Annotated in this window: 22 protein-coding genes; 14 read left to right on the top strand and 8 right to left on the bottom strand. The window is 64.6% G+C overall.

Annotated features, from left to right (window positions below; all coding sequences use genetic code 11):
• Positions 1-156: 156 nt before the first annotated feature.
• Positions 157-2,250, bottom strand: coding sequence for a methyl-accepting chemotaxis protein (locus tag QRQ56_RS21720; RefSeq protein ID WP_438742907.1), 2,094 nt, complete (start codon positions 2,248-2,250; stop codon positions 157-159).
• A gap of 266 nt (positions 2,251-2,516) precedes the next feature.
• On the opposite strand from QRQ56_RS21720, the gene QRQ56_RS21725 reads away from it, so the two are divergent.
• Positions 2,517-2,672 (top strand): Thivi_2564 family membrane protein, encoded by a 156-nt coding sequence (locus QRQ56_RS21725; RefSeq protein WP_008546817.1) that lies wholly within the window; start codon positions 2,517-2,519, stop codon positions 2,670-2,672.
• A 170-nt stretch (positions 2,673-2,842) separates the two neighbouring features.
• Here QRQ56_RS21725 and QRQ56_RS21730 read toward each other — a convergent pair whose 3' ends face one another.
• From QRQ56_RS21730 to cysD, 3 genes are all read right to left on the bottom strand, one after another.
• Positions 2,843-5,008, bottom strand: coding sequence for a malate synthase G (locus QRQ56_RS21730; RefSeq protein ID WP_438742908.1), 2,166 nt, complete (start codon positions 5,006-5,008; stop codon positions 2,843-2,845).
• 451 nt (positions 5,009-5,459) lie between these two features.
• Positions 5,460-7,376 carry an adenylyl-sulfate kinase gene (gene cysC / locus QRQ56_RS21735; protein WP_438742909.1) on the bottom strand — a complete coding sequence of 639 codons (1,917 nt, stop codon included), beginning with the start codon at positions 7,374-7,376 and terminating at the stop codon, positions 5,460-5,462.
• Positions 7,377-7,398: 22 nt separating this feature from the next.
• The gene (cysD, locus tag QRQ56_RS21740; RefSeq protein WP_438742910.1) at positions 7,399-8,193 is read right to left on the bottom strand and encodes a sulfate adenylyltransferase subunit CysD; all 795 of its coding nucleotides are present in this window, start codon (positions 8,191-8,193) and stop codon (positions 7,399-7,401) included.
• A gap of 245 nt (positions 8,194-8,438) precedes the next feature.
• On the opposite strand from cysD, the gene cysG reads away from it, so the two are divergent.
• From cysG to QRQ56_RS21800, 12 genes are all read left to right on the top strand, one after another.
• Entirely contained in the window at positions 8,439-9,863 is a 1,425-nt protein-coding gene (cysG, locus tag QRQ56_RS21745) for a siroheme synthase CysG (protein ID WP_438742911.1), read from the top strand.
• The gene (locus QRQ56_RS21750; RefSeq protein WP_438742912.1) at positions 9,860-10,177 is read left to right on the top strand and encodes a DUF2849 domain-containing protein; all 318 of its coding nucleotides are present in this window, start codon (positions 9,860-9,862) and stop codon (positions 10,175-10,177) included. The genes cysG and QRQ56_RS21750 overlap by 4 nt, the downstream gene beginning before the upstream one ends.
• Positions 10,178-10,189: 12 nt before the next feature.
• Positions 10,190-11,845, top strand: a complete 1,656-nt coding sequence (locus QRQ56_RS21755; RefSeq protein WP_438742913.1) for a nitrite/sulfite reductase — start codon at positions 10,190-10,192, stop codon at positions 11,843-11,845.
• The gene (locus QRQ56_RS21760) at positions 11,832-12,347 is read left to right on the top strand and encodes a DUF934 domain-containing protein (RefSeq protein WP_438742914.1); all 516 of its coding nucleotides are present in this window, start codon (positions 11,832-11,834) and stop codon (positions 12,345-12,347) included. The genes QRQ56_RS21755 and QRQ56_RS21760 overlap by 14 nt, the downstream gene beginning before the upstream one ends.
• Complete coding sequence (locus QRQ56_RS21765; RefSeq protein ID WP_438742915.1) at positions 12,344-13,075, top strand: phosphoadenylyl-sulfate reductase; 732 nt, start codon at positions 12,344-12,346, stop codon at positions 13,073-13,075. Before QRQ56_RS21760 ends, QRQ56_RS21765 begins: the two co-directional genes overlap by 4 nt.
• Positions 13,076-13,187: 112 nt before the next feature.
• Positions 13,188-14,201, top strand: a complete 1,014-nt coding sequence (locus tag QRQ56_RS21770; RefSeq protein ID WP_438742916.1) for a sulfate ABC transporter substrate-binding protein — start codon at positions 13,188-13,190, stop codon at positions 14,199-14,201.
• A gap of 36 nt (positions 14,202-14,237) precedes the next feature.
• Positions 14,238-15,074 carry a sulfate ABC transporter permease subunit CysT gene (gene cysT / locus QRQ56_RS21775; protein ID WP_438742917.1) on the top strand — a complete coding sequence of 279 codons (837 nt, stop codon included), beginning with the start codon at positions 14,238-14,240 and terminating at the stop codon, positions 15,072-15,074.
• 9 nt (positions 15,075-15,083) lie between these two features.
• The gene (gene cysW, locus QRQ56_RS21780; protein WP_438742918.1) at positions 15,084-15,989 is read left to right on the top strand and encodes a sulfate ABC transporter permease subunit CysW; all 906 of its coding nucleotides are present in this window, start codon (positions 15,084-15,086) and stop codon (positions 15,987-15,989) included.
• The gene (locus QRQ56_RS21785) at positions 15,979-17,013 is read left to right on the top strand and encodes a sulfate/molybdate ABC transporter ATP-binding protein (protein WP_438742919.1); all 1,035 of its coding nucleotides are present in this window, start codon (positions 15,979-15,981) and stop codon (positions 17,011-17,013) included. Before cysW ends, QRQ56_RS21785 begins: the two co-directional genes overlap by 11 nt.
• A gap of 163 nt (positions 17,014-17,176) precedes the next feature.
• Positions 17,177-17,677: a CAP domain-containing protein gene (locus QRQ56_RS21790; protein WP_438742920.1), complete on the top strand. Its 501-nt coding sequence runs from the start codon at positions 17,177-17,179 to the stop codon at positions 17,675-17,677.
• Between the two features lie 77 nt (positions 17,678-17,754).
• Positions 17,755-18,930 (top strand): DUF3734 domain-containing protein, encoded by a 1,176-nt coding sequence (locus QRQ56_RS21795; RefSeq protein ID WP_438742921.1) that lies wholly within the window; start codon positions 17,755-17,757, stop codon positions 18,928-18,930.
• A gap of 1 nt (position 18,931) precedes the next feature.
• Complete coding sequence (locus tag QRQ56_RS21800) at positions 18,932-19,720, top strand: 3-hydroxybutyrate dehydrogenase (RefSeq protein WP_438742922.1); 789 nt, start codon at positions 18,932-18,934, stop codon at positions 19,718-19,720.
• A 137-nt stretch (positions 19,721-19,857) separates the two neighbouring features.
• Here QRQ56_RS21800 and QRQ56_RS21805 read toward each other — a convergent pair whose 3' ends face one another.
• From QRQ56_RS21805 to QRQ56_RS21815, 3 genes are all read right to left on the bottom strand, one after another.
• Positions 19,858-20,682: a sulfite exporter TauE/SafE family protein gene (locus QRQ56_RS21805; protein WP_438742923.1), complete on the bottom strand. Its 825-nt coding sequence runs from the start codon at positions 20,680-20,682 to the stop codon at positions 19,858-19,860.
• 196 nt (positions 20,683-20,878) lie between these two features.
• Positions 20,879-22,246, bottom strand: a complete 1,368-nt coding sequence (locus tag QRQ56_RS21810) for an oligosaccharide flippase family protein (protein ID WP_438742924.1) — start codon at positions 22,244-22,246, stop codon at positions 20,879-20,881.
• 577 nt (positions 22,247-22,823) lie between these two features.
• A complete protein-coding gene (locus QRQ56_RS21815; RefSeq protein ID WP_438742925.1) occupies positions 22,824-23,663 on the bottom strand; it encodes a protein-disulfide reductase DsbD domain-containing protein in 840 nt (279 codons plus the stop codon).
• A 142-nt stretch (positions 23,664-23,805) separates the two neighbouring features.
• On the opposite strand from QRQ56_RS21815, the gene QRQ56_RS21820 reads away from it, so the two are divergent.
• Positions 23,806-24,450 carry a YqgE/AlgH family protein gene (locus QRQ56_RS21820; RefSeq protein WP_438742926.1) on the top strand — a complete coding sequence of 215 codons (645 nt, stop codon included), beginning with the start codon at positions 23,806-23,808 and terminating at the stop codon, positions 24,448-24,450.
• Positions 24,451-24,637: 187 nt separating this feature from the next.
• Here QRQ56_RS21820 and QRQ56_RS21825 read toward each other — a convergent pair whose 3' ends face one another.
• Positions 24,638-25,525 (bottom strand): TauD/TfdA dioxygenase family protein, encoded by an 888-nt coding sequence (locus QRQ56_RS21825; protein WP_438742927.1) that lies wholly within the window; start codon positions 25,523-25,525, stop codon positions 24,638-24,640.
• Between the last annotated feature and the right edge of the window lie 18 nt (positions 25,526-25,543).

A 25,543-nucleotide genomic window follows, 5' to 3' on the forward strand; every position in this document is an offset into this window, starting at 1 on the left:
GAACGGCAGCCCACGAACTTCGAAAGACCAGGGGGTGCACGCGACAGACGCGCCCGCCTGTGGCGAGCGCGTGACGCATTTGGCCCGAAAAGGGTAAAGACTTAGGCAGTGTTCCCGCCGTAAAATTACGGGGGTGAAGCCTTCCGCGATCCGCGCTTACGCCGCGCGGATCTTGCCGAGGAAGTCGCTGACCTCATTACCGAGCTGGCGGCTCTGGGTCTCCAGCGTTTCGGAGGCATGCTTCACGTTGTCGGCGGCTGCAGCGGCGGCATCCGCGTCGGCTTTGACGCCGGTAATATTGTCCGAGACGTTCCTGGTGCCCTGGGCCGCATATTGGGTGCTGCGGGTGATCTCCTGGGTCGCCGCGCCCTGCTCCTGCACGGCGGCGGCAATCGCGGTCGCGACCTCGTTCACTTCGCCGATGATGCCGCCGATGGTCTGGATCGCGTTGATGGCATCGCCCGCGACCTTCTGGATGTCGGCGATCTGCTCGGAGATTTCCTCGGTTGCCTTTGCCGTCTGGCTTGCCAGCGACTTCACCTCGGAGGCGACCACGGCAAAGCCGCGGCCGGCCTCGCCGGCGCGCGCTGCTTCGATCGTGGCGTTGAGCGCGAGCAGATTGGTCTGCTGTGCGATGGTGTTGATGAGGCCGACGACCTCGCCGATGCGTCCGGCAGATTTGGCGAGGCCCTGTACGGTCCCGTCGGTCTCGCGGGCCTGGTTGACGGCGCGGCCGGCGATGCCCGCGGCATGGGCTGCCTGCTGGCTGATGTCGTTGATCGAGGCCGAGAGCTCTTCGGCGGCGGCAGCCACGCTGTCGACGCTCATGGAGGCGTCGTTGGAGGCCTTGCCGGCGACCTGCACGCGGTCGTTGGTCTGGCGCGACACGGCCGAAAGGTCGCCCGAGGTCTTGCGCATCTCGCCGGAGGCATCGCTCAATTCGCCGAGCGTCTTGCGCACGGCGCCTTCGAACTCTCCGACATAGGCCTCGACGGCGCGCTGGCGTGCGGCAGCGCCCACATTGCGCTCGCGCTCCTGCTGCTCGATCTTGAGCTTGTCGTTTGCCTGCTGCTTGAAGGTTTCCAGCGCACCGGCGAGCGCGCCGATCTCGTCCTGGCGGTCGAGATAGCCGCTGTCGACGGCGAGGTCGCCACCGGCAACCTTGAGCATGGCGTCACGGATGGTGTTGAGGGGACGGATCACGCGGCGGCTGACCAGCACGATCGCGCCTGCGGCAAGTCCGGCAGCAAGCGCAAGCAGCACGAGCTGCACGATCAGCGCGCGCAGCGCGGCACCGCGCTGCTCCAGCGTATGGTTTCTGGCGGCGTCGAGTGCCGTTTCGGCGACGGCAACCGCGCTCGACAGGCGGCCCACCGTCACGGGGGTCCACTGGTTGGCGGTCATCTCGGGCTTTTCGCCATTGGCGAGCGCGCCGACCAGGCGATCGCGCAGGGCCAGATATTGCGGATCGAAATAGCCGGTCTTCGCCGCGGCCATGGCCGAGGACAGCGCCTGCGGCAGCTGCATGCCCGAGGTCGACAATTCCAGCGCCTTCCACGTCGCGGCCGTTCCGCCGACGAATTGGGTGTAGGCGAGACGGGCCTCCGGCGAGACGCGGCCGGCGTTGAGGCCGGTTGAGATGATCAGCGAGGCTTCGCCGCCGGTGTTGCGGAGCAGCCAGGCGTTCTGCTTGATCGACAGCAATTGGTCGATCGTGGCGTCCTGGTGATTGACGGTGGCGGCGAGGACGTTGGAGAGCTTGTCGAGCGTGTCGAGCAGGCCCTGCGTCGTCTCCATATAGTCCTTCGGCAGGCTGGCGCGCCGCTTGTCCTTCGGCTTGGCGACGTCCTCCCAGAACTGCTTCTGCTGCTCGGTCGCCGATTTGTAGAGGCGCGCGAACTCCGGCACCAGCGTAGCCGATTGCGAAAAGTCCATCGCCGGCAGCAGCTCGAGCGCGTGGGCCATCGCCGGCATCTCGGCGTCGCGGATCCCGCGAAGGTATTTCTCGATCTCGGGGTCCATCGGATCGGTCGAGTTGAGGAGCCGATTGGTGGTCGAGCGGTCGGTGCGCAGATTGTGCATCGCCTTGAACAGGTCCGCGGACGCATCCGTGGTCTGGGAGATGCGGGTGGCGGTCCTCAACCGGTCCCAGGACTCGTAGGCGGTGAGCGAGAGGGCGATCACCACGCAGGCCGACGTGATCGCGATCACCGCCTTCAGCAGCGCGGATACGGTCAGACGATTGAGCATCGAAGTCCCCCCAAGTCCCATGTCCAAAGTAAAAAGACGCCCGGCAACATCGAGACATTGGGCGCGGCAGGTCGGCAATCGCGTGCCATTCGGGGAAAAACCCGCATGGTCTCTGCATCTGAGAGCAAAAGGGTAAAGTTTTAGGCAGCCGGTTTGCCTGTAGAAATACGGAATTACCAGAAGTTGCAACGGGTTGCTTGAATGGAACCTGCGCGGGTGACGGGCGTTAGAGCAGGGATCGCAATTTGCCTGAAGGGGGTTTTCCGATGCTGGTGGGCGTACTCGTCACCTTTCTCGTTGTTATTCTCGTTCTCTATCTCATCAACATGCTGCCGATGGACGGACGCGCCAAGCAGATCGCGCGCGTGATCGTCATCATCATCGGCATCGTGTCGTTGCTGAAATATCTCGCGGTGTTCTAGCGCAGATATCGCAGGTACCGTAGCCCGGATGAGCGCAGCGATATCCGGGTCGTGCCCTCCGCCTGCCCCGGATGTCGCTGCGCTCATCCGGGCTACGGCAGCTCAACAAAAAGCCCCGGCTCTCGCCGGGGCTTTGACATTCAGGTGACCGGCTTCAGCCAAGCGCCTTGTTATCCAAGCGCCTTGGCTTCGCGGCGGCGCGCGGTGAGGATGTACTCGGTGTAGCCGTTCGGCTGCTCGCGGCCCTTGAAGATGAGGTCGCAGGCGGCCTTGAAGGCGACGCCGTCGAAGGCGGGCGCCATCGGCTTGTAGATGGCATCGCCCGCGTTCTGCTTGTCGACGACGACGGCCATGCGCTTAAGCGATTCCATCACCTGCGCTTCGGTGATCACGCCCTGATGCAGCCAGTTGGCGAGATGCTGGCTGGAGATGCGCAAGGTGGCGCGGTCTTCCATCAGGCCGACATCGTGGATGTCGGGCACCTTGGAGCAGCCGACGCCCTGGTCGATCCAGCGCACCACGTAGCCCAGAATGCCCTGGCAGTTGTTGTCGATCTCCTGCTTGACGTCGTCGGGCGCCCAGTTCGACTTCGACACCGGAATGGTGAGGATGTCCGAAAGTTTTGCGCGCGGACCGCCCTTGGTGAGCTCCTGCTGGCGCGCGGTGACGTTGACCTGATGATAATGCAGCGCGTGCAGCGTCGCAGCGGTCGGCGAGGGCACCCAGGCGGTGGTGGCGCCGGCCTGCGGATGGCCGAGCTTCTGTTGAAGCATGTCCGCCATCTTGTCGGGTGCAGCCCACATGCCCTTGCCGATCTGGGCGTGGCCGGGCAGGCCACAGGTCAGGCCCATGTCGACATTCCAGTCCTCATAGGACTTGATCCAGGCCTGCGCCTTCATCTCGTTCTTGCGGATCATCGGGCCCGCTTCCATCGAGGTGTGGATCTCGTCGCCGGTGCGGTCGAGGAAGCCGGTGTTGATGAACATGATGCGCTTGGAGGCGCGCTGGATGCAGGCCTTGAGGTTGACGGTGGTGCGGCGTTCCTCGTCCATGATGCCGACCTTGAGCGTATTCTCGGGCAGGCCCAGCATCTTCTCGACGCGGTCGAAGATCTCGCAGCTCAGCGACACCTCGTCCGGGCCGTGCATCTTCGGCTTGACGATATAGGCAGATCCCGTGCGGCTGTTCTTGACCTTAGAGTTGCCTTTCAAGTCATGAATGGCAAGAAGCCCGGAGACGGCGGCGTCGAGCAGGCCCTCGGGGACCTCTTCGCCCTTCTCGTCCAGCACCGCGTCGGTGAACATGTGGTGACCGCAATTGCGCATCAGCAGCAGGCTGCGGCCGTGCAGCTTGAGCTCGCCCTTGCCGTCGGGGGTCTTGTAGCTACGGTCGGCGTTGAGCGAGCGCGTCAACGTCTTGCCGCCCTTCTCGAAGTCGGCCGACAGCGTGCCGTTCATCAGGCCGAGGGTGTTGCGGTAGACCAGCACCTTGTCCTCGGCATCGACCGCGGCCACCGAGTCTTCCATGTCGAGAATGGTCGAGACAGCGGATTCCATGATCATGTCGGCGACGCCGGCCGGATCGTCCTTGCCGATCGCGCTGCTGCGGTCGATCTTCACCTCGACGTGCAGGCCGTTGTTGGCGAGCAGCACGGCGGAGGGCGAAGCCGCATCGCCCTGGAAGCCCGCGAACTGCGCGGCGTTCTTCAGCGCGGTGGCGTTGCCGCTCTTCAGCTTCACCGCGAGCTGGCCCGCGACGACGCTGTAGGCGGTGACGTCGGTGTGGCTGCCGGTCGCGAGCGGCGCGGCCGCATCGAGGAACGCCTTGGCTTTGGCGATCACCTTGTCGCCGCGTGCCTTGTTGTAGCCCTTGCCGCCCTCAGACGGATCGTGCGGAATCGCGTCGGTGCCGTAGAAGGCATCATAGAGCGAGCCCCAGCGCGCATTCGCGGCGTTCAGCGCATAGCGCGCATTGGTGAGAGGCACGACGAGCTGCGGGCCGCAGATCTTGCCGATCTCCTCGTCCACATCAGCGGTCTCGACCTTCTGCGTCGCCGGCTCCGGGACGAGATAGCCGATCTCCTTCAGGAAGGCGGTATAGGCGTCGAGGTCGAACGCCTTGCCTTTGCCCGCGCGGTGCCAGTCGTCGATCTTGGCCTGCAGCGTGTCGCGCACCGCCAGCAATGCGCGGTTCTTCGGCCCCAGATCCCTGATGATGCCTGCAACCCCGGCCCAGAACGCATCCGGCGCGATCCCGGTTTTCGGGGCCGCTTCCTTGGCGATGAAGTCAAACAGGACGGGGGCGATCTTCAATCCGTGGGCGTCGACGCGTTTCATGATGGGCTTTCTCGTTGGAAATGGCTGTTTTTGGCTGCTTTTGAACCCGTCAGCAGCAAAATGCGCCCACCAGGGGCAGCTTTCGGGGGCCTATTAGCCCCAAAATCGGGGCCGTGAGAAGACCTCCATAAGTTGTCAAAATGTCAAGGAGAGGTGGGGGAATGACGCTTTTTACAAGCGGTCGAGCCCAACTTCGCGCCACACGCAAAGCCGCGCTCCCTGCCCCCTTGCGGGGGACGAAATATCGGGAAAAGCGTGGAGGGAGGCTCGCCTGCGGCCATCCTTCGAGACGCCCGCCTTCGGCGGGCCCTCAGGATGAGGCCGGAGCATGAGGCAGCAATTTCAGCAAGCAAAGCTGCTGCTTAGCCTCATCCTGAGGAGACCGCGCAGCGGTCGTCTCGAAGGACGAGGCGTTCGCTCGGACCTGCCCCACAAGGGGGGTGGGGCGTCCTCAGATATTCGCGGCGAGATCCACGACTTCGTCGAACAGCACGCCTGATGTCTTAAGCATCTGCTCGATCTCGTCGGCTGCTTCCGCAACCGTCCGCGTCGAGGTGTCGATCACGAGCTCGGCCGCCTGCGGCGCTTCATAGTCGTTGCCGATGCCGGTGAACGACGCCAGCGCGCCGGCGCGTGCCTTCTTGTAGTGGCCCTTGGGATCGCGCTCCTCGCACACCTCCGCAGGCGTTGCGACGTGGATCTCGCGGAACGCGGTGTCGGCGATGCGACGTGCGATGGCGCGATCCTCGCGGGCCGGTGAGACGGCGGCGACGATGGCGATGTGGCCGTTACGCGCGAGATGCGTCGCGACTTCGGCGAGGCGGCGGATGTTCTCGCTGCGATCGGCGGCGGCGAAGCCGAGATCGCTGTTCAGCCCCGCGCGCAGCGTGTCGCCGTCGAGCAGGATCGGCGAGCCGCCATTGGTGAAAAGGCGCCGCTCCAGCGCCTTGGCGAGCGTCGACTTGCCGGACGCGGGCAGGCCGGTGAGCCAGACCACCGCGCCGTTGTGCTGATAGCGCGCCGAACGTTCGTCGGGGCGCAGTGCCGATTCCACCGGCACGATGTCGACGGGCACGGCGCGCTGGCCGGCATCGACCGACAGCACGAGGCCGCCGCCGGCGATACGCCCGGAGACTTCGATGACCAGGCGCCCGGTGCGCGGATTCTCGGTGTAGGGATCGGTCGCAATCGGGCTCGAAAGGGAAATGTCGATCTCGCCGACATGGTTGCGACCGATCGCCTTGTTCTCGCTGCTCGAGAGCTCGCCCGGATCGACCGCCTTCTCGATCGCCACCACGGTGGCGCGGCTTTCCTTCGGCCCGCAGCGCACCAGCAGCTGGTCGCCCTTGGCGAGCGGCTTGTCGTGCAGCCAGAAGATGCGCGCGCGCAGGCGTCGCGTCTCGCGCGGCGCGCTGCTCGCATGCGCGACGATATCGCCGCGCTCGATGAACAGCTCGCGGTCGAGCGTGATGCCGACCGAGCGGCCAGCGCCCTGCCGTCCAGCCAGCGGCGTCACCGGCCAGCTCTCGACCGTCTTGATCTTGGCGATCTTGCCGGCCGGCATGATCACGATCTCGTCGCCGGCAACGAGGCTGCCGGATTCGATGCGGCCCGCCACGATGCGGCGGTCGTCGAACTTGTAGATCGCCTGCACCGGCAGGCGCAGCGCCAGTGCTTCCAGCGGCCGCGCCGGCTCGAGGGCGTCGAGCGCCGCGACCACGGTCGGTCCCTTGTACCAGCCGATGCGATCGGTGTGCTCGGCGACACCGTCGCCGTCACGCGCCGAAATCGGGATCACGGCCGTAGGCGTCACGCCGAGGCCTTTGAGGTGGGCGGAAATCTCGTCGCTGATCGCCTTGAAGCGATCGGCGGAGAAATCGACGCGGTCCATCTTGTTGACGACGACGGCGACCTGCTTCACGCCGAGCAGATGCAGGAGATAACCGTGCCGCCTGGTCTGGTCACGAACCCCTTCGAGCGCGTCGATGATCAGCACCGCGCCGTCGGCCTGCGAGGCGCCCGTGATCATGTTGCGCAGGAATTCGGCATGGCCGGGCGCGTCGATCAGCACGATGTCGCGCGAATTGGTGCGGAAGCGGATCTGTGTGGTGTCGATGGTGATGCCCTGGTCGCGCTCGGTCTGCAGCGCGTCGAGCAGGAACGACCATTCGAACGGCATGCCGCGCCGCGCACTGACGGCTTTCAGCATGTCGAGCTTGCCGTCGGGCAGGCTGCCGGTCTCGTGCAAGAGGCGGCCGACCAGCGTCGACTTGCCGTGGTCGACATGGCCGACGATGACGATGCGGACCTGCGGACGGGTGGTGCCGTTCGGCGTGGCCGGCGAAGCGGGGGTGACGATCATGTTCATGGCGCGATCGCGTCCTTCGGAATCAGAGATAGCCGGCGACGCGAAGACGCTCGAAGGCGTCCTCGGTCTCGTGGTCGAGCGCACGACCCGCGCGCTCCGGCACCTTGGTCTGCTCGAGCTCGATCAGGATCTCGTCAATGGTCGATGCGGTCGAATGCACGGGGTTGGTGATATCCTGATCCCCGAGCGAGCGATAACGCTTGCCGTTCTGCGAGAGATAAAGCGGGATGATCGGGATGTTCTCGCGCTTGGTGTAGGCCCAGATGTCGGCCTCGGTCCAATGCAGGATCGGATGGATGCGCAAGTGAGCGCCTTGCGGTGGCGATGCGTTGAAATGGTCCCAGAATTCCGGCGGCTGATCGCGCACGTCCCAATTGCCTTCCAGGCCACGCGGCGAGAACACGCGCTCCTTGGCGCGGGTGGCTTCCTCGTCGCGGCGGATGCCTGCGATCAGGCCGTCGAAGCCGTATTTGGCGAGTGCCATCTTGAGGCCCTCGGTCTTGCGCGCGGCGGAGCGGGCGGCCGGCGGCAGCGTCGGGTCGACGGCATCGATGGGCGGGCAGGGCTCGACGCGCAGATCGAGATCCCACTCTTTGCCGTAGTGATCGCGGAAGCGATACATCTCCGGAAACTTCTTGCCGGTGTCGACATGCATGGCCGGGAACGGCATCTTGCCGAAGAAGGCTTTCCGCGCCAGCCAGATCATGACGTTGGAGTCCTTGCCGAGCGACCACAGCAGGGCGATCTTCTTCAGGCGGGCGAAGGCCTCGCGAAAGATGTAGATGCTCTGCGCCTCGAGCTGGTCGAGATGATCCATGCTCGGCGCAAAATCGGCAGAAAATTCTTGCGAGCCCGCGCGTGCGACGGGGGCCGGGCTGCTCACTCCGGCAGCTGCGGAATCGTCCTTGAGAAGATGCATCTCTGCCACTTTGCGTTTGGAGGCGAAAATTCTATAGTCGCGACGCGGAATAGAAGAAAAAATTTTCTCTTTGCGCGTTCGAAACGACACATATATAGAAAATAATTCCAGTCAACCCCGGATGTGGGGGAAGCGAGTATCGCATGCGGTTCTTGCCGGTGTTTCTCGATCTGAAGGCCGGTCCGGTGGTTCTCACCGGCGCGGGTGAGCTTTTGCGCGCAAAATTGCGCGTGCTCGCCGCCGCCGGCGCGCGCATCCGCGTGCATGCGATCGACGGCAATCATGATCTCGGTCTCTCCACCGAAGATGCGGCGCGCGTTGAGATCGTGAGCGGTGATCCGCTCACCGCCGATCTGTCGGGTGTCATCGCCGTTGTCTGCGCCGGCGCGGGCGATGTCGGCGTCGCCATGTCGGCGCGCGCCAAGGCGCTCGGCCTGCCCGTCAACGTCATGGACGATCTCGCGCATTCGAGCTTCATCTTTCCGGCGATCGTCGATCGCGGCGACGTCGTGGTCGCGGTCGGCACCGGCGGCACCTCGCCGGTGGTGGCGCGGCGCGTGCGCGAGAAGATCGAGGCGTTGCTGCCCGCACGCATCGGCGAGCTCGCCGAGTTCATCGGCGGCTTCCGCAAATCCATCAACGAGCGCATCGCCGAGTTTCCGCTGCGCCGCCGTTTCTGGGAGCGCGTTATTGACGGCCCGATCGGCGCCGCCGTGCTTTCGGGGCGCAAGAGCGAAGCGGATGCGGTGCTCAAGGCGATCGCCGATCCCTCCGCATTTGCGCGCGCCGACAAGCCGCAAGGCTCGGTCGCGCTGGTCGGCGCCGGTCCTGGCGACCCTGATCTTCTCACCATCAAGGCGCTGCGCGCATTGCAGGACGCCGACATCGTCTTCCATGACGAGCTGGTCTCGAACGAAATTCTCGACCGTATCCGCCGCGACACCGCGCGTGTTGCCGTCGGCCGCCGTGTCGGCAAGCCCGGCATCGGCCAGGACGCCATCAACGCGCGCATGATCGAGGCCGCACAGGCCGGCCAGCGCGTGGTGCGGCTGAAGGGCGGCGATCCCTTCGTGTTCGGCCGCGGCGGCGAAGAGGTCGAAGCGCTGCGCGCGGCGGGCGTCGCCTATTCGATCATTCCCGGCATCACCGCAGGGCTCGGCGGCGCCGCCGATTTCGAGGTGCCGCTCACCTATCGTAACGAAGCGACCCGCATCACTTTCCTCACCGCGCACAAGGCGCGCGACGCGGAAGCCGTGGACTGGTCGACGCTGACCGATACCCGAATGACCATCGTCGTCTACATGGGCGTGTCCGCTGCACCCGCCGTGCGCGCTGGCCTGCTCGCCGCGGGCCGTTCGCCGGAGACGCCAGTCGGTGTGTTTGCCCGCGTCACCCGGCCCGACGCGCAAGGCGCGATCGGCACGCTGGGTGATCTGCCCGGGCTTGCACAGCAGATCGACGGCGGTCCCGCCATTCTCATCATCGGCGAGGTGATCCGGCATGCCGGCTCGCTTCGCCGCCAGACACCCCACCAAATCATCTCTGACCTATTGGATGCAGCCGAATGACCTCCCCGCTCGAACAGAAGAAGATCAAGATCGCCGGCCCCTCGATCGTCACCGCCAACCGGACCTGGGACGGCATCGTGGTCTACCGCACCGCCGCCAAGAGCTGGGCCGCGGACCTCTCGGAAGCCGCGATCGTACGCAACTCCGACGAGGCCAAGGCGTTGCTTGCGGAGTCCGTCGCCGATGATGTCGGCGCGATCGGTCCCTATATCGCCCCGGTGCAGGTCGGCGCGGACGGCAAGATCGAACCCGGCAATCTGCGCGAACAGATCCGCCTCACCGGTGTCACCATCGGTCAGTCGGCCCAGGCTTAAGGCACTTTACCCATGTACGCTTACGACGAAATCGACCGCACGCTCGTCAACGAGCGCGTCTCGGAGTTCCGCGACCAGGTGAAGCGCCGCCTCTCCGGCGAGCTCACCGAGGACGAATTCAAGATCCTGCGACTGCAGAACGGCGTCTATCTGCAGCTGCACGCCTATATGTTCCGCGTCGCGATTCCCTATGGCACGCTGGCGACCAACCAGCTCCGGGCGCTCGCGCATGTCGCGCGAAAGTACGACCGCGGCTATGGCCATTTCACCACGCGCCAGAACATCCAGTTCAACTGGATCAAGCTCGCCGAGCTGCCCGACGCGCTGGAGGATCTCGCCAAGGTCGGCATCCATGCGATGCAGACCTCCGGCAACAACATGCGCAACGTCACCTCGGACCAGTGGGCCGGCGTCGCGCCGGGCGAGATCGAGGATCCCCGCATCTGGTCCGAGCTGATCCGCCAGCACACCACGCTGCATCCGGAATTCTCGTTCCTGCCGCGCAAGTTCAAGATCGCGATCACCGCCTCGGACCATGATCGCGCCGCGATCAAGATCCACGACATCGGTCTCCGCCTGATCAAGAACGAGAAGGGCGAGACCGGCTTCGAGGTGCTGGTCGGCGGCGGTCTCGGCCGCACGCCGTTCATCGCCAAGACCATCAAGCACTTCGTGCACGGCCGCGATATCCTCAGCTATATCGAGGCGATCCTGCGCGTCTACAATCAGTATGGCCGCCGCGACAACATCTACAAGGCGCGCATCAAGATCCTGGTGCACGAGCTTGGCATCGAGAAATTCTCGCGCGAGGTTGAGGAGGAGTGGCAGCATATCCGCAATTCCTCGCTCCAGATCGACGACGAGGTGATCGAGGACATCCGCTCGCGCTTCACCTATCCCGCTTACGAGAAGCTGCCGCACATGCCGGACGAGCTGCGGCAGGCCGCGGCCGATCCTGAATTCGAGGCGTGGCGGAAGAACTCGGTGGCTCCGCACAAGGTGCAGGGCTATTCGATCGTCACGATCTCGCTGAAGCCGATCGGCGCGCCTCCCGGCGATGCCACCGCCGAGCAGATGGATGCGCTGGCCGATCTCGCCGACAAATATTCGTTCGGCGAGATCCGCGTCGGCCACGAGCAGAACCTTGCGCTGCCGCACGTCGCCAAGCGCGACTTGCCGGCGCTGTGGAAGGCGCTGGACAAGCTCGGTCTCGCGACGCCCAACGTCAATCTGATCACCGACATCATCGCCTGCCCGGGGCTCGACTATTGCTCGCTGGCGAATGCGCGCTCGATCCCGATCGCGCAGGAGCTGACGCGGCGCTTCGCCAACCACGAGCTGGCCAATTTGATCGGCCGGCTTCACATCAACATCTCCGGCTGCATCAATGCTTGCGGCCATCACCATGTCGGCCATATCGGCATTCTCGGCGTCGAGAAGAACGGCGAGGAAGTCTACCAGATCACCATCGGCGGCCGGGCCGACGAGAATGCCGCGCTCGGCACCCTGATCGGGCCCGGCGTGAAGTTCGACGAGGTCGCGGACGTCATCGAGGACGTCGTGGAAGCTTATCTGGCGCTGCGCGAGCGGCCCGAAGAATTGTTCATGGACACGGTGAAGCGCCTCGGCGTCGAACCCTTCAAGGAGCGCGTTTATGCCACTCGTTAACGGCGGAAAAATCGCCGACGACAGTTTTGTCAAACTGGCCGTCGACACGCCGCTGCCCGAGAGCGGTGACATCCTGGTGCCGGCGGAGCGCTTTGTAAGCGAGGCCGAGGCCTTGCTCAAGCGCGCCGGCAAGATCGGTGTGATCTGGCCGAACAACCGCGACATCGACGAACTGGTGCCGTATCTCGGCAAGGTGGCAACGGTGGCGCTGGTCTTCCCGACCTTCCGAGACGGACGCGCCTATAGCCAGGCGCGGCTGTTGCGCGAGCGTTACAATTATCGCGGCGATCTGCGCGCCACCGGTCAGGTGCTGCGCGACCAGTTCGTGTTCATGCTGCGCGCGGGCTTCGATTCCTTCGAGGTCAAGAAGCAGGCCGACGCGGAAGCCTTCATGCAGACCGCAAAGCGCTATTCGGTGTTCTACCAGCCGACCGGCGATGGCCGCATCACGGCCTTGCACCGGCGCATGCAGCTCCGTCACTCCGAGGGTGTCGGCACGTGAACATCGCTGCGTCCCAGCTCGCTCCAGTATCTGTCTCTGCGTTGCCTTCGGCTGAAGAGCTCGACCGGAGCTTGCGCGATGCCTCGCCCGCGGAGGTCATCGCCGCGGCGCTGAAGACGGTCGGGCGCGAGAAGCTGGCGCTGGTGTCGTCCTTCGGCACGGAATCGGCAACGCTCCTGAAGGTCATGGCGGACGTCGATCCGGCGATCCCCGTGATCTTCCTCGACACCGGCTGGCTGTTCGAGGAAACACTCGCCTATCGCGATACGCTGATCGCGACGCTGGGTCTGAAGGACGTCCGCTCGATCAAGCCGGCCGAGGAGGCCTTGTCGCGCGAAGATCCCGACCGCGAGCTCTGGTTCTCCGATCCCGACGTCTGCTGCCGCATCCGCAAGGTGGAACCGCTGGCGCGCGCGCTGAAACCGTTCTCGGGCTGGCTCAACGGCCGCAAGCGTTTTCAGGGCAATGCGCGCGCCGACATCGCGGTGGTCGAGGACGACGGCGAGCGGCTGAAGTTCAACCCGTTCGCCAACGTCTCGCGCGAGGAACTCGAAGCGATGTTCGTCCGCGCCAAATTGCCGCGTCATCCGCTTGTGGCGTCCGGTTTTCGCTCGGTTGGGTGTATGCCTTGCACGAGCAGAACGTCCGAGAATGAGGACGAGCGTGCTGGCCGTTGGCGCGGCCGAGCCAAAACAGAATGCGGCATTCACACGATGAAGATTTCGTAGCACAGCCGCGCTGCGAGCGAGCGAACAAGAAAATCCGGTTTCGTTGACTCAAGAGCGTTTCGCCGCGAGTTTCGCCTGCATGTCTTCGCTGACATCGACGTCATCGAAGTGAATGGAGATGGACATGATGCGCCGTATCGTTCCGCTCGCTGCAGGCCTCGTCGTGACAGGTTTCTTGGCAAGCTCGGCTCTCGCCGCTGACATCAATCTGTTGAACGTGTCGTATGATCCGACGCGCGAGCTCTATGCCGAGTTCAACAAGTCATTTGCTGGTGCCTATCAGAAGGAGACCGGCAAGAGCGTCGAGATCAAGCAGTCGCATGGCGGCAGCGGCTCGCAGGCACGCAGCGTGATCGACGGATTGCAGGCCGACGTGGTGACGCTCGCGCTCGCCTACGACATCGATGCGATTGCGGCCAAGGGCCTCACGGCGGCGGACTGGCAGAAGCGGCTGCCGCAGAATGCCTCGCCCTACACGTCGACCATCGTGTTCTTGGTGCGCAAGGGCAATCCCAAGGCCGTCAAGGACTGGGACGATCTGGTCAAGCCGGGTGTTGCCGTGATCACGCCGAACCCGAAGACATCGGGCGGTGCGCGCTGGAATTATCTCGCGGCCTGGGGCTTTGCGCAGAAGAAATACGGTTCTGCCGACAAGGCCAAGGATTTCATCGGCAAGCTCTATCAGCAGGTGCCGGTTCTGGATACCGGTGCGCGCGGCGCGACCGTGACCTTCGTCGAGCGCGGCGTCGGCGACGTGCTGCTCGCCTGGGAGAACGAGGCGTTCCTCGCGCTGAAGGAGTTCGGCGCGAACAAGTTCGAGATCGTGGCGCCGCCGCAGTCGATCCTCGCCGAGCCGCCGGTTGCGATCATCGACAAGGTTGCCGATAAAAAAGGCACACGCAACGCCGCCGATGCCTACCTTCAGTATTGGTACACGAGGGAAGGTCAGGAGATCGCCGGGCGCAACTTTTATCGCCCGCGAGATGCCGAGATCGCGAAGAAATTTGAAAACGCCTTCGCCAAGGTCGAACTGTTCACGATCGACGACGTTTTCGGTGGTTGGACCAAGGCGCAGAAGGAACACTTCGCCGACGGCGGCATCTTCGACCAGATCTACAAGAATTGATCTGACGCCGTCTGAAGGAGTTTAACAGGGGGCCTGGTGAGCGCAGTTGCAGCACGACGCCGGACATTGCCGGGCTTCGGTCTCACGATGGGACTGACGCTGTCCTGGCTGTCCGTCATCATTCTCATTCCGCTCGCCGGGCTGTTCCTGAAATCGCTCGAGCTCAGCCCCGAGCAGTTCTGGAACATCCTCTCCAGCCGCCGCACCCTGAATGCGTTGCGCGTGTCGTTCGGGCTCGCCTTCGCGGCGGCCTGCGTCAATCTCGTCATGGGCAGCATCATCGTCTGGGCGCTGGTGCGCTACCGCTTTCCCGGCCGGCGCATCTTCGATGCCATCGTCGACGTGCCCTTCGCGCTGCCGACGGCGGTCGCGGGTGTCGCGTTGACCGCGCTGTTCGCCGAGAAGGGCTGGCTGGGCGCGCCGCTTGCCGCGCTCGGCATCAAGGTGGCGTTCACGCCGGTCGGCATCTTCGTCGCCATGATCTTCATCGGCATTCCCTTCGTGGTACGCACGGTGCAGCCGGTGCTGCAGGATCTCGACCCCGAGATCGAGGAGGCCGCCGGCAGCTTGGGCGCCAGCCGCTGGCAGACCATCGTCCGCGTCATCCTTCCGTCGCTGGCGCCGGCGCTGCTCACCGGGCTCGCGCTCGCCTTCGCCCGCGCGGTCGGCGAATACGGCTCGGTGATCTTCATCGCCGGCAACCTGCCGAATGTGTCCGAGATCGCGCCGCTCCTGATCGTGATCCGCCTCTCCGAGTTCCGCTATGCCGACGCGACCGCCATCGCGGTGGTCATGCTCGTCGTGTCCTTTGTCATCATCTTCGCGGTGAACCGGCTCCAGCGCTGGGCGCAGAGCCGGATCCCCGCGCGCTGAGGGCGGATCATGACGATGCAGATCGCAGAGTCCGTTCCACTGGCCTCGCCCGACGCACGCGCACACGCCGCGGCGGCGCGCGACAGTCTCCGCACCGAACCGCCTGCGATACGTATCGCCATCATCGCGCTGGCGGTGACCTTCCTCAGCGTCTTCGTCGTGCTGCCGCTGGTCCTGGTGTTTGCGCAGGCGTTTTCGCACGGCATCTTCGCCTATTTCGCAGCGCTCGCCGAGCCCGAGGCGCTGGCCGCGATCAAGCTGACGCTGCTGGTCGCCGCGATCTCGGTCGGCCTCAATCTCGTCTTTGGCCTCGTCGCGGCCTGGGCGATCGCGAAGTTCGACTTTCCCGGCAAGACCTTCCTGATCACGCTGATCGACCTGCCGTTCTCGGTGAGCCCGGTGATCTCCGGCCTCGTCTTCGTGCTGCTGTTCGGCGCGCAGGGCTATTTCGGGAGCTGGCTCAGGGATCACGACATCCAGATCCTGTTCGCGGTGCCCGGCATCGCGCTCGCCACTACTTTCGTGACCTTCCCCTTCGTGGCGCGGGCGCTGATCCCCCTGATGCAGGAGCAGGGCACGCAGGAGGAGGAGGCCGCGATCTCGCTCGGAGCCTCGGGCCTGCAGACCTTCTTCCGCGTCACGCTGCCCAACATCAAATGGGGCGTGCTCTATGGCGTCCTGCTCTGCAATGCGCGGGCGATGGGCGAGTTCGGCGCGGTTTCGGTCGTGTCCGGCCACATCCGCGGCGAGACCAACACGATGCCGCTGCTGGTCGAGATCCTCTACAACGAATACCAGTTCGTCGCTGCCTTCGCGATCGCCTCGCTGCTCGCCATGCTGGCGCTGATCACGCTGATCGCCAAGACAATCCTCGAACGTCACCTCGACGAAGGGCAGGACGTCAATGACCATTGAAGTCAGGAATCTCGTCAAGAAGTTCGGCAGCTTTGCCGCGCTCGACGGCGTCGACCTCAAGGTGAATGACGGCGAGCTGCTGGCGCTGCTCGGTCCCTCCGGCTCCGGCAAGACCACGCTGCTGCGGATCATCGCCGGCCTCGACTGGCCTGATACGGGCGAAGTCTCCTTCAACGGCGAGGACGCGCTGGCGCAGGGCGCGCGCGAGCGGCATGTCGGCTTCGTGTTCCAGCATTACGCGCTGTTCCGCCACATGAGCGTGTTCGAGAACGTCGCCTTCGGCCTGCGCGTGCAGCCGCGCGCCATCCGCAAGGACGAAGCGACCATCCGTGCGCGCGTCAAGGAGCTGCTCGATCTCGTGCAGCTCGACTGGCTGTCCGACCGCTATCCGGGCCAGCTCTCCGGCGGTCAGCGCCAGCGCATCGCGCTCGCCCGTGCGCTCGCGATCGAGCCGCGCATCCTGCTGCTCGACGAGCCCTTCGGCGCGCTCGATGCCAAGGTGCGCAAGGAGCTGCGCCGGTGGCTGCGCTCGCTGCATCACGAGATCAACGTCACCTCGATCTTCGTCACCCACGATCAGGAGGAGGCGCTCGAAGTCGCCAACCGCGTCGTCGTCATGGACAAGGGACGGATCGAGCAGATCGGCTCGCCCGACGACGTCTATGAAAGTCCGGCAAGTGCGTTCGTTCACGGCTTCATCGGCGAATCCATCGAATTGCCGGTTCAGGTCGAGGGCGGCGTGGTGAGGCTCGGCGACCGGCCGCTCGCCCTTGCAGCCGACGGGCTTGCGCCTGGCGCGTCAAAACTGTTCGTGCGGCGACATGACATGCTGGTCGGCCCGCCCGGCACCGGCACCTTCGAGGGCGCCGTGCAGCACGTCCGCAATTTCGGTCCGGTGCAGCGGGCCGAGGTCGCGCTGTCGGGCGGCACGACCATCGAGATCGACGCTCCCCGCGACAAGGAACTGCGGGCCGGCGAGACAATCGGCCTCCAGCCGCGCCGTTACCGGATATTTGCGGGGTAAGGGGCGGTCATTCCGGGATGGTCCGAAGGACCAGACCCGGAATCTCGAGATTCCGGGTTCGATGCTTCGCATCGCCCCGGAACGACTTCGTCGATTTTCTTCAAAATTCACCTTTCAGCCATTGTTGGTATGCAACAACGGCCCCTCATTCGGGGGCCCCTACATGCGCGCTGCGGCCGCAATTCTCGTCACTTTGCTGCTCGCCGGCTGCGCCGGCAACGAAGCGCCGGTCCAGCAGCCGTCGATGTATACCGACATGGCGGCCCCCGGCGCCCAGCTCGACGCGCAGGCGGCTGCGGTGATGATCTCGCAATACCGCCAGAACAACATGCTCGGCACCGTCGTGATCGACCCGGATCTGATGCGGTTGGCCGAATCCCAGTCCCAGGCCATGGCCGCCGCCAACAAGATGGACCATGACGTCCGTGCGCCACTGGCCAAGCGCCTCAGCACCGGCGGCTATCCGGCGACTGTCGCGGTCGAGAACGTCTCGGCGGGTTATCACACGCTGGCGGAAGCGTTTTCCGGCTGGCGCGACTCGCCTCCGCACCGCGCCAACATGCTCAAGAGTGGTGTCACAAAATTGGGCATCGCGGCGAGCTATGCTCCCGGCACCAAATACAAGGTGTTCTGGACCATGATCCTGGCTTCGACCGAGCGATAAGCCAGACTTGATCCCGGCGTGCATTGACGCCGCGGCGGAGTGTCGCCACGGTGGCGCGCCATTGCTATTGTTCCCCCATGACCGATCATAGTCCGGAATCCGCCAGCATCCCCGCGAATGCGCAACGCGTCCTGGTCCTCCAGGGCGGCGGCGCGCTCGGCTCCTATCAGGCCGGCGCCCATCAGGCGCTGTGCGGCCACGGCTTCGAGCCGGAATGGGTCGCCGGCATCTCGATCGGCGCGGTCAATGCCGCCATCATTGCCGGCAACGAGGGGCAGACCCGCGTCAAGCGGCTGAAAGAATTCTGGGAGATGGTGTCGGCGCCGGTGCCGTGGAAGCCGATCGGCAAGAGCGACCACAGCCGCGAGCTGTTCAACTCGACCAGTGCCGCGCTGATCGCCACCTTCGGCGTGCCCGGCTTCTTCGTCCCGCGCGTCCCGCCGGCGCCGCTCTGGCCGCCCGGCAGCCCGCAGGCCGAGAGCTATTACGACACCGCGCCGCTGAAGAAGACGCTGGAGCGCCTCGTCGATTTCGATCGCATCAACGACCTGAAGACGCGCCTGTCGGTCGGCGCGGTCGGTGTCACCTCGGGCAACTTCAGATATTTCGACAATTACGAGTTCAAGAAGCTCGGCAAGAAAATCGGCCCCGAGCACATCATGGCGTCCGGCGCGCTGCCGCCCGGCTTTCCCTCGGTGATGATCGACGGCGAGCATTATTGGGACGGCGGCATCGCCTCCAACACGCCGCTCGACTATGTGCTCGACGCCGAGGTCGATCGCGACATGCTGATCTTCCAGGTCGACCTGTTTTCCGCGCGCGGCGATCTGCCGACCTCGCTGCTCGAGGCCACCGAGCGCGAGAAGGACATCCGCTTCTCAAGCCGCACGCGGATGAACACTGACAAGAACAAGCAGCTGCACAATGCCCGCAGGGCGGTGCGCGACCTGATCGGCAAATTGCCGGACTATCTGAAGAACGATCCGTCCGTCGAATTCCTCGCGAAAGTGTCGCGTGAAAGCACCGTCACCGTGGTGCATCTGATCTACCGCAGCAAGAACTACGAATCCTCGTCGAAGGATTACGATTTCTCGCATGTCGCCATGGTCGAGCATTGGGAAGCCGGCGTGAACGACGTGCATCTGTCGATGCGCCACAAGGACTGGCTCGAGCGGCCGCAGTCCGGCGAGACCATGGTGACCTACGATCTCACGGGGGACGTCTCCGCGCCCCCGGCAAAAAGGAGCGAATAGAATGGGTAGTCTGTCAGGCAAGAACGCCGTCGTGACCGGGTCCACCAGCGGCATCGGCCTCGCTTATGCGCGTGCGTTCGCCGGCGCCGGCGCCAATGTCGTCATCAACGGCTTCGGCGCGCCCGAGGACATCGAGAAGGAGCGCGCCAAGATCGAGGCCGATTTCAAGGTGAAGGCGATCTATTCGCCGGCCGACATGACCAAGCCTGCCGAGATCGCCGGCATGATCGCGCTCGGCGAGACGACGTTCGGCTCCGTCGACATCCTCGTCAACAATGCCGGCATCCAGTTCGTCTCGCCGGTCGAGGAGTTTCCGGTCGAGAAGTGGGACCAGATCATCGCGATCAATCTGTCCTCGGCCTTCCACGGCATCCGCGCCGCCGTGCCCGGCATGAAGAAGAAGGGCTGGGGCCGCATCATCAACACGGCGTCCGCGCACTCGCTGGTCGCCTCGCCCTTCAAGTCGGCCTATGTCTCGGCCAAGCACGGCATCGCCGGCCTCACCAAGACCGTGGCGCTGGAAGTCGCGACCCACAAGATCACCTGCAACTGCATCAGCCCCGGCTATGTCTGGACGCCGCTGGTGGAGAAGCAGATCCCCGACACCATGAAGGCACGCAGCCTGACGCGCGAGCAGGTCATCAACGACGTGCTCCTTGCTGCGCAGCCGACCAAGGAGTTCGTCACCTCCGAGCAGGTCGCCTCGCTGGCGCTGTTCCTGTGCAGCGACGATGCCGCTCAGATCACCGGCACCAACCTGTCGATCGACGGCGGCTGGACCGCGGCGTAGGGCGGTGGTGCGGTAGGGCGCAGTAGGGTGGGCAAAGGCGCGTCAGCGCCGTGCCCACCATTACTCCGCGATTGAGAGAGGGCGTGGGCACGCTTCGCTTTGCCCACGCTACGAATATGAGGGCAGAGCTCCCGCGCTTAATGCCCCCAGGCCAGCGCGGTGACGAACGCCGACGACAGATTCAGCTCCGCAAACATGATCTTGCCGGCGACCACGAACAGCACGCAGGCAAGCGTCAGCCGCAGCACCGTCTCGGGCACGCGGGTCGCGCTGTAGCTGCCGATGATGATGCCGGGCAGGGAGCCCATCAGCAGCACGCCCATCAGCGCCCAGTCGACATCGCCGAGCGCCCAATGTCCGATGCCTGCGACCAGCGTCAGCGGCACCGCATGGGCGATGTCGGAGCCGACGATGGTCACCATCGGCAAGCGCGGATAGAGCAGCAGCAGCACGGTGACGCCGACCGCGCCGGCGCCGACCGACGAGATCGACACCAGCACGCCGAGCACGATCCCGGTGATCACGGTCGCAATCCCTGTGGTGCGATCGTCGACGCGCTCCAGCCTGCCGCGGTAGCGCTGCATGATCGACTTGCGGAAAATCAGCGACGTCGCAGTCAGCAGCAGCGCGAAGCACAGCACCAGATTGACGAGGCTGCGCTCGGAATCGCTCTTGAGGTCGAGCTTCCAGAGTACCAGCAGCGTCACTGCGCTGGCGGGAATGCTGCCGCAGGCGAGCCGCAGCACCGCCGGCCAGTGCACGTTGCGCGACCAGCCATGCATCACGCTGCCGCCGGTCTTGGTGGCTGCGGCATAGAGCAGGTCGGTTCCGACCGCCGTCGAGGGATGAACACCGAACAGCAGAATCAAGAGCGGCGTCATCAACGAGCCGCCGCCTACGCCGGTCATCCCGACAAGTAGGCCGACGCCAAATCCAGAGGCGACGTAGAGTGGATCGAACATGTCAGGGGAATCTTAGGTTGATCTCGTCGGTTAGGCAATACGACGTAGAATAAAGTTCCCCTAACGCGCAACTACTTGGCCAGAATAAGAAAAATTTTGCTTCAGGTTTAAAAAGGGGAGGCGTTTCGCCTCATTCCCGCAGCTATCCCGGCAGAGCCGTTCCCCGGGGTACGACACGCGTCGAGGCGCGCTGCAGCTATTTGCCGAATGCCAGCACGTGCAGGCCGAGGCGCTGCCGCACGATCCAGAACAGCAGCACCGTCTCGAAGGTGAGGGAGATCGAGGTCGCCGCGGCGGCGCCGTGGCCGCCGTAGCGTGGCACCAGCGCGATGCAGAGCACGACGTTCATCACGAAGGCCAGTGCATAGGCGAGGGCACAGATCTTCTGCTGGCCGAGCATGTTGAGCAACCGCTCGACCGGCCCGATCGCGGAGCGCACCACGAGACCGATCGCGGCGACGAACATGATGTCGTAGCCGACGGTGAATTGCGGCCCGAACAGCCAGAGCAGCGGCTTGCCGAGCGCGAGCAGTACGATGGTCGCCGCCAGCGACGGCCAGAACGTCCAGTTGATCGCATGCGCCACATAGGCCGACAGCCGCGCCTTGTCGCCGCTGGCATTGTATTCGGCGAAGCGATGCGCCGTCGTCGCTGACATTGCGTAGTGAATGAACGAGACCAGCGCCAGCGTCTTCACCACCGCAAAGTAGACGCCGACCTCGTCGGAGGGACGGAATTGCTGCAGCACCAGCACGTCGGTGTAGGACAGCAGCAGATAGAAGCTCTCGACCAGCAGGATCGGCAGCGAGACGGCGAGCCAGCCGCCGACGTCATAAGCTTTCGGCCCGGGGGCGATGTGATTGGCGAGCTTGCGGTTCAGCACCACCATCTGTCCCGTCATCGCGATCCACACGGCGCCCGCGCTCGCGGCCATCGCAGCGACCGCGCCGAGGTGATAGCCGAGCAGGAACGCAGCGCCCGTGATGCCGATGATCAGCGCCTGGCGGATGATGAATTGCGGCATCAGGCCGAGCTGCATCCAGTCATGCGAGCGCGCGATACCGTCCTGGGTGTTGGCGACGACGAAGGCGGGCAGGGTCATGCAGCCGATATAAAGCGGCAGCACCTCGGACGGATCGAGCCATGGCGACAGCAGCCTGACGATGCCGGCAAGGCCGAGCGACATCAGCGCGGACACCGCGAAAGTGAGCCAGCGGCTGCCTGCGAGGAAGCCGCGCAACAGCGCCTGCTCGCCGCTGGCGCGGTACTCCGGAATGATCTTCTGCGCCGAGGCCGAGATGCCGAAATCCATCATGCTGCCGAGCAACAGGACCCAGGTCCAGACATAGACATAGATGCCGTAGTCAGAGGTGCCCATCCAGCGCGCCAGCAGCACCTGGGAGACATAGGCCATGCCCGCGCTGATCACGCGGATGATGAAGATGGTGCCGGCGAGCTGCCGCGTCAGCGATGCCTCGCTCGACCCGCCCGTGAGCTTGGCGCGCAGGCGCGCGATCAGCCCGGCCGGTCCGGTCGTTGCGGGTTGTGCATCCATCACGGCCACGAACAGTCCCCAAGGCATCCCGCATGCCGCGGCAGCCTTGCTCCAGCAGGCTTGCCCAGCAGCCTTGGGGCTTAGCAACCATTCGTTAAGATTCGGTTGGATCGTCGTGCAGCCGCCACGGCGAGGGCCGGTACGCGGAAGCGCACCTCCCTCCTTGCGGGGTGAAGCGGCGCTGCTAGGATACCCGCATATTGGTTTGATTTGGAGTTTGCGCGACCGAACGTGCGCGCAGGGATTTTGCCCTAGTGCCGGGCCGTTCGAGGGGGTGTCTCGAACCCCTCGCAACCTTCGTTTCTCGGGTCGACGTTTGTTTGATCACGGCTTTCAAGAGGAGGGATTATGTATCGATTTCTGGCGTGTCTGACCGCTCTCGCTGCCATCACCTTTATCGATCTGTCTTCCGCGGCACCTGCGCGGGCGGACGCGTGGGGATGCTCATACGAGAAGTGCCTGGCCTACTGCACCAAGGTCGGCGGCCAGCGATGCAGCCTATATTGCACGAAGAAGTTGCAGGAAAAGCAGGCCTCGAAGGTCTGTCCCGCATCCTGATCGGCTTCGTTGCTCCGTCCGCGACGGCCTATTCCAGATTGGTATTGAACTCGTAGGACTTCTCCGGCCCGACCAGCGTGAATTTCAGCGCTGCGCCATCGGGCTTGGCGCCCGGCGGCAGACCGTCGAGCTCGAACGAGAAGCGTTTCACGCCGGCCGGGCTGTCCTTGGCCGGCTCCGGAATCGGCAATGCCCAGTCGGGCGTCGGCCCTTCCACGTACAGGTTGAGGTTGCCTCCGTCGGGCGTGACCACGTCGACCACCACATTCTTGGGACCGTCACGTTTGACGTCGCGGATGGTGAGCGGATTGGGATCGCCGATATTGGCGGGCTTGGGCACGGTATCGAGCGCCGCGCGCAGATTGGCATCCTCGGTCGAGGCGACGTTGTTGAAGCCGAGCTCGGCCTTGGCCTCGACCGGAATGCAGAGCTTCGCGCACACCGCGTAGTTGATCTCGGCACGCAAGGTCACGGGCTTGTCGGCGGCCTTGGCGACGATGCGAAGGGGCAGCACGATCTGGTCGTGATAGCCGATCGAATGGCCGCCCGCGCCGTCGTCGAATTTCAGCGGGGCAGGCCACATCACCGTCACCGCCTCGACATTGTCCGACTTCGAGAAGTCGAAGCGCGGCGGCACGCCGGAATCTCCGGGGATGCGCCAGTAGGTCTTCCATCCCTGCTGGAGCTGGATGGCGATACCGCCGAGCAGGACGGCGCCGCTGCGTGACCCCGCCAATAGCCGCACGGCGGAATGCCCGTCTCGCTGCCAGGGCGAAGTGTCATCGGCGCAGGCTGCGAAGGCCAATGACGACGCAAGCAGGGTTGTCGCGACGCCTATCGCCGCACGCAGGGGAACTCTTGTCAGCATGGCACGTCTTTACAGGGTCGCACCCGGGCAAACCATTGAATTGCTTGTGATGGATGCACCCGAATCGAGTCTCTGCAAGCCTTGATTTGACAGCCGCTAGGTCCGACATCAGGATAGGAATTGAAACCGGAGTGCTTCACCGATGGCTCCCACAGGCAAGAGGACGGGCGAAAGCACCCGCAGCGCGGGCCCTGCGCTGCCGGGTTCGGCCAGTTATCTCGACGGCCGGCTGCTGATCGCAATGCCCGTGATGGGTGATTCCCGTTTCGAGCGTTCGGTGATCTATCTCTGCGCCCATTCGGCCGAGGGCGCGATGGGCATCATCGTCAATCATCCGGCCGGCAGCATCGACTTCCCCGAGCTGTTGCAGCAGCTCGGCATCATCAAGAAGGGCGAGCACATCAAGCTGCCCGAGAATGCCGAAAGCATGAAGGTGCTGCGCGGCGGCCCGGTCGATACCGGCCGCGGCTTCGTGCTGCATTCCAGCGACTTCTACATCGAAAACGCCACGCTGCGGATCGACGACGGCGTCTGCCTCACCGCGACCGTCGACATCCTGCGCGCCATCGCCAACGGCTCCGGCCCCAAGCACGCCATTCTCGCGCTCGGCTATGCCGGCTGGGCGCCGGGTCAGCTCGAGACCGAAATCCAGAGCAACGGCTGGCTGCATTGCGACGCGGATGCGGATCTGATTTTCGGCGACGACGTCGACGACAAATACAACCGCGCCCTGCAGAAGATCGGCATCGACCCCGGCATGCTCTCCAACGAGGCCGGGCACGCGTAGCTAGACGCGTCTGTCGGTCGACATACGCCGGTGTTACGCCACCCACCGCTGTCATGCCCCGGCTTGACCGGGGCATCCAGTACGCCGCAGCCTCTCGGTTCGATCACAACCGTCTCTGGAATACTGGATCGCCCGGTCAAGCCGGGCGATGACACCATTTGCTGAGTGGCGCTGCGTCCGGCCGTCTCTACTCCGCCGCCTGCTGCTGCACCGTCGGCTCCGTCCCGGCCACCGTGGCGCGGCGCATGTCGCGGGGCTGCGACTGGTCGTAGCGGCGGACGCGGTGCATGGTCTGGCGGTTGTCCCACATCACGAGGTCATGCAGCTTCCATTTGTGGACGTAGACGAATTCTGCGTTTGTCGCGTGTTCGTTGAGGTCGCGCAGCAGCAGGCGCCCCTCCGGCACGCTCATGCCGACGATCTTGCCGGCGTGGGAGGAGAGATACAGCGACTTGCGGCGATGCACGGGGTGCGTCCGCACCAGCCGTTGCAGCACCGGCTTGAACAATTCCTTCTCCTCGTCGGTGTATTCGGTGAAGCCGAGCGATCCCCGCGAATACATCAGCGAATGCTCGCAGACGAAATCCTCGATCTCCGCCTTGGTCTCCGCGTCGAGCGCATCATAGGCCGCGCGCATGTCGGCGAACTCGGTGTTGCCGCCTTTGGGGTTCACCACGCGCGCCGACAGCAGCGAGAATTTTGCCGGGATCGGGCGGAACGAGCTGTCGGAATGCCACAGGCAATTGCCGAGATTGAACAGATTGGCGCGGCTGTCCTTCGGTAGCGGCTTGCCGTCCTTGCCGAGGTTGGAGACGTCGTTCAGGCCCGAGCTGAGGCGGTGTTCATTCGCCTTGGTGATGTTGCCGCCGCGGGCGTCTTCGCGCTGACCGAAGTTCAGGGCGAAGTCCATCTGCTGCTCGTCGGTGATGTCCTGGTCGTGGAAAACCAGCACCGCATATTTGTCCATGGCGGCCTCGATCTCGCGCGCCTCGGCCTCGGTGAGGGGCTTTCGCAAGTCGAGGCCGGAGACCTCGCCGACAAAATGTTTTTGAAGCTGCCGGATGGCGATCGTCATAACGTTCTCTCCCGCGTG

Origin of the sequence: Bradyrhizobium sp. U531, from assembly GCF_051710265.1 — a bacterium.
GTDB lineage: Bacteria > Pseudomonadota > Alphaproteobacteria > Rhizobiales > Xanthobacteraceae > Bradyrhizobium.

Coding starts and splice junctions, on each gene's coding strand:
- QRQ56_RS21720 (WP_438742907.1), bottom strand. CDS start 2,250: ATGCTCAATCGTCTGACCGTATCCGCGCTGCTGAAGGCGGTGATCGCG.
- QRQ56_RS21725 (WP_008546817.1), top strand. CDS start 2,517: ATGCTGGTGGGCGTACTCGTCACCTTTCTCGTTGTTATTCTCGTTCTC.
- QRQ56_RS21730 (WP_438742908.1), bottom strand. CDS start 5,008: ATGAAACGCGTCGACGCCCACGGATTGAAGATCGCCCCCGTCCTGTTT.
- cysC (WP_438742909.1), bottom strand. CDS start 7,376: ATGAACATGATCGTCACCCCCGCTTCGCCGGCCACGCCGAACGGCACC.
- cysD (WP_438742910.1), bottom strand. CDS start 8,193: ATGGATCATCTCGACCAGCTCGAGGCGCAGAGCATCTACATCTTTCGC.
- cysG (WP_438742911.1), top strand. CDS start 8,439: ATGCGGTTCTTGCCGGTGTTTCTCGATCTGAAGGCCGGTCCGGTGGTT.
- QRQ56_RS21750 (WP_438742912.1), top strand. CDS start 9,860: ATGACCTCCCCGCTCGAACAGAAGAAGATCAAGATCGCCGGCCCCTCG.
- QRQ56_RS21755 (WP_438742913.1), top strand. CDS start 10,190: ATGTACGCTTACGACGAAATCGACCGCACGCTCGTCAACGAGCGCGTC.
- QRQ56_RS21760 (WP_438742914.1), top strand. CDS start 11,832: ATGCCACTCGTTAACGGCGGAAAAATCGCCGACGACAGTTTTGTCAAA.
- QRQ56_RS21770 (WP_438742916.1), top strand. CDS start 13,188: ATGGAGATGGACATGATGCGCCGTATCGTTCCGCTCGCTGCAGGCCTC.
- cysW (WP_438742918.1), top strand. CDS start 15,084: ATGACGATGCAGATCGCAGAGTCCGTTCCACTGGCCTCGCCCGACGCA.
- QRQ56_RS21785 (WP_438742919.1), top strand. CDS start 15,979: ATGACCATTGAAGTCAGGAATCTCGTCAAGAAGTTCGGCAGCTTTGCC.
- QRQ56_RS21790 (WP_438742920.1), top strand. CDS start 17,177: ATGCGCGCTGCGGCCGCAATTCTCGTCACTTTGCTGCTCGCCGGCTGC.
- QRQ56_RS21795 (WP_438742921.1), top strand. CDS start 17,755: ATGACCGATCATAGTCCGGAATCCGCCAGCATCCCCGCGAATGCGCAA.
- QRQ56_RS21800 (WP_438742922.1), top strand. CDS start 18,932: ATGGGTAGTCTGTCAGGCAAGAACGCCGTCGTGACCGGGTCCACCAGC.
- QRQ56_RS21805 (WP_438742923.1), bottom strand. CDS start 20,682: ATGTTCGATCCACTCTACGTCGCCTCTGGATTTGGCGTCGGCCTACTT.
- QRQ56_RS21815 (WP_438742925.1), bottom strand. CDS start 23,663: ATGCTGACAAGAGTTCCCCTGCGTGCGGCGATAGGCGTCGCGACAACC.
- QRQ56_RS21820 (WP_438742926.1), top strand. CDS start 23,806: ATGGCTCCCACAGGCAAGAGGACGGGCGAAAGCACCCGCAGCGCGGGC.
- QRQ56_RS21825 (WP_438742927.1), bottom strand. CDS start 25,525: ATGACGATCGCCATCCGGCAGCTTCAAAAACATTTTGTCGGCGAGGTC.